Consider the following 2,902-nt stretch of genomic DNA (forward strand, 5'->3'; position numbering starts at 1 on the left):
GGGAGGGAGGGAAATTAACGGCTGGCGCGATGGATATAAGTCGCCGGATCCACCGCACGACCGTTTTTGTACACCTCGAAGTGCACGTGTGGGCCGGTAGAGCGGCCGCTGGAGCCCATCAGAGCGATGACCTGGCCTTTTTTGACCACATCACCGACTTTGACCAGGTTTTCTTTGTTGTGCGCATAGCGCGTGGTAAAACCGCCGCCATGATTGATTTCCACCATCTGGCCGTAGCCATGGCGATCTTGCGACCAGGTAACCACACCGGCGGCCACCGAGATGATTTCGGAGCCGTCTTTACCGGCAAAATCCACGCCACCGTGCCACGCCACCTGACCGGTGAATGGGTCGGTGCGACGGCCAAAGCGCGAGGACATCCAGCCTTTCTTGATCGGGCGACCGGCGATAAAGATGTCGTCCTGCAACTTGCGCTTGGCCAGCAGGGCATCCAGGGTGGCGAGCTGCTGTTCGCGGTTCTCGATCTGATTGGACAGCTGATCGATCACGCTGATGAAATCGGGGGGGGTGTAGGGATCACCGATGGTGGCGGTTTCCGGGCCACCCAGGGCGGGCGGCTGACTGAAGTCAAACTCACCTTCATCCAGGTTGGCGAGGCTGGTCAGGTGCTCACCCAACGCATCCAGACGCATCAGACGGGCCTGTAGCTCGGCAACCCTCAGTGTCAACGCGGCCACTTGGGACCGGGCATGCTCGCGGGTTTCTTCCACTTGCGCCTGCTGCTCGGCCAGGGTGGCTTCCCACGCCCGCCGGGACTCGGCGGTAAAGACATCACTATTGCCATTGAGCGAGCTCAGCCACTGCGCACCCAACACCCCGGCCGCCGTGACCGGCATCCCCAGCAGGCAGATGGACAGCAGTGCACGCGTCCAGCCACCCAAGGAGATGCTGCGCGTCTGGCCGTGCTGTTTACTGACAATAATGATCTTCATGAAGCGGATATTACCCGTTTTTGTGTCCGGATTGCACAGTACTAATCGGCATTTTATGCCGATTATCTATATCAAATCCGTCTAATTTTGGTTCACTTATAGCTGTCGGCACTAAACAGCATCGTCAACCAAAGAAAAATCCATGAATTTCAACGTGTTATGTTATTTGGGGCATCTCAGCGAATCAAGACGAAGCGCTGAGCCCGGAATCAATCGCCAAATATGGCATATAAAGCCCTGAATTACCAACTTTTCGGCTATTTGGAGCTGGTGTACCCGGAATGAAAAGGCCGCGCTGTCACCAGCGCGGCCTTTCGGGCGAATCGGGATTCGCGAGCGTTTCCCGCCGATTTACACCGCCAACAGCGGCTTCATGTAAGAGATCGGCGCGGTGCTTTCGTCTTCAAATGTCACCACTTCCCAGGCATCGCGCTGGGCAATGAGCTGACGCAGGGACTTGTTATTCAGGCCGTGACCTGACTTGTGGGCCCGGAACTCGCCAATCAGGCTGTTACCCAGCAAGTACAGGTCGCCAATGGCGTCGAGCACCTTGTGCTTGACGAACTCATCCTCGTAACGCAGACCGTCTTCGTTCAGAATCCGGTAGTCGTCCACGACAATAGCGTTGTCGACGCTACCACCTTTCGCCAGACCTTTGGAGCGCAGGTACTCGATCTCGTGCATAAAGCCAAAGGTTCGAGCGCGGCTGACTTCCTTCACAAATGAGGTGCTGGAGAAGTCCACGGACGTCTGCAAGTTGCGCCCCTCAAACACCGGGTGGTTGAAGTCAATGGAAAAGGTGACCTTGAAGCCATCGAAGGGCAGGAAACTCGCCACCTTGTCGCCTTCTTCAACCGTTACCGGCTTCTTGATCCGGATAAACTTCTTGGCCGCCGCCTGCTCCTGAATACCAGCGGACTGAATCAGGAACACAAAGGGCCCGGCGCTACCGTCCATAATAGGCACTTCTGGCGCGCTGACCTCAACGATGGCATTATCAATGCCGAGTCCGGCCATAGCGGAAAGCAGGTGCTCAACGGTAGATACCCGCACATCGCCCTTGACCAGGGTCGTGGACAGCGTGGTATCGCCGACGTTTTCGGCTTTGGCTTCGATCTCAACGACCGGATCCAGATCGACCCGGCGGAACACGATTCCGGCATCCGCAGGTGCCGGCAGAAGGGTCAGATATACTTTCTGACCGGTGTGCAAGCCAACACCGGTGGCCCGGATGGCATTTTTGAGCGTGCGTTGTCTGATCATTACCCTGAGTAGCCCACCTTTGGCTGTGGCATAAGCCCCCTTGTGAGGCGCTGCTGCCGAGTTGTAAAAAGGACGCAATTGTAACAATTTTTCATTTCAGTCACTACTGAAATAGCGCTGAACATGCACCATTTTGGTGACATTTACCTCTTTTTACGGTTTGCGGACCCTCTAGCGCGGCAATCCGTGACACAGATCACGTTTCAACCTCTCAGATCCTGACCGTTCTCCGCCCAACCGGCGTGCGGGCCTGAACTCGACCCGGCTCGCCGGTTGCAACGGGCGTGAACTATGACAACAACCAGGGCAAAGGTTCTATACAAAGTTCACAACCCCTTCCATTGCCTCAGACTATTGACTCTTTCCGACCAATATTCCAGAGAGCAATTCAGACCTCTCAATCCGCCTGACGGCGCAGGAAAGCCGGAATGTCCAGATACTCCAGTTCTTTCTCGGTTGCCGGTGCGGTCGCCGTGGCCTGCCCGGTGGCCTGAGCGTTCTGGCGCATGACCGTGGGGCGCTCGTAACTGCTGTAGTCCACTTCACCGGTGTTTTTGCGGCGGGTATTGTCTACCACCACCTTGGTTTTACCGGCGGGCTTTTCTTCCTTTGCGGGGACGCCCAGGCCCGTGGCCACGACGGTGACCCGCAGCTCGTCGGACATTTCGGGATCGATCACGGTACCG

2 protein-coding genes and 1 pseudogene are annotated in these 2,902 nt (G+C 56.7%); all 3 read right to left on the reverse strand.

Annotated features, from left to right (window positions below; all coding sequences use genetic code 11):
- Positions 1–14 precede the first annotated feature (14 nt).
- Positions 15–953 (reverse strand): M23 family metallopeptidase, encoded by a 939-nt coding sequence (locus tag B3520_RS16490; protein ID WP_286805423.1) that lies wholly within the window; start codon positions 951–953, stop codon positions 15–17.
- 351 nt (positions 954–1,304) lie between these two features.
- Positions 1,305–2,216: a UDP-3-O-acyl-N-acetylglucosamine deacetylase gene (gene lpxC / locus B3520_RS16495; protein WP_123637917.1), complete on the reverse strand. Its 912-nt coding sequence runs from the start codon at positions 2,214–2,216 to the stop codon at positions 1,305–1,307.
- A gap of 397 nt (positions 2,217–2,613) precedes the next feature.
- Positions 2,614–2,902, reverse strand: a pseudogene (locus B3520_RS16500) (cell division protein FtsZ); the annotation flags it as partial.

This window comes from Marinimicrobium sp. UBA4509 (genome assembly GCF_002388575.1).
Lineage (GTDB): Bacteria > Pseudomonadota > Gammaproteobacteria > Pseudomonadales > Cellvibrionaceae > Marinimicrobium > Marinimicrobium koreense.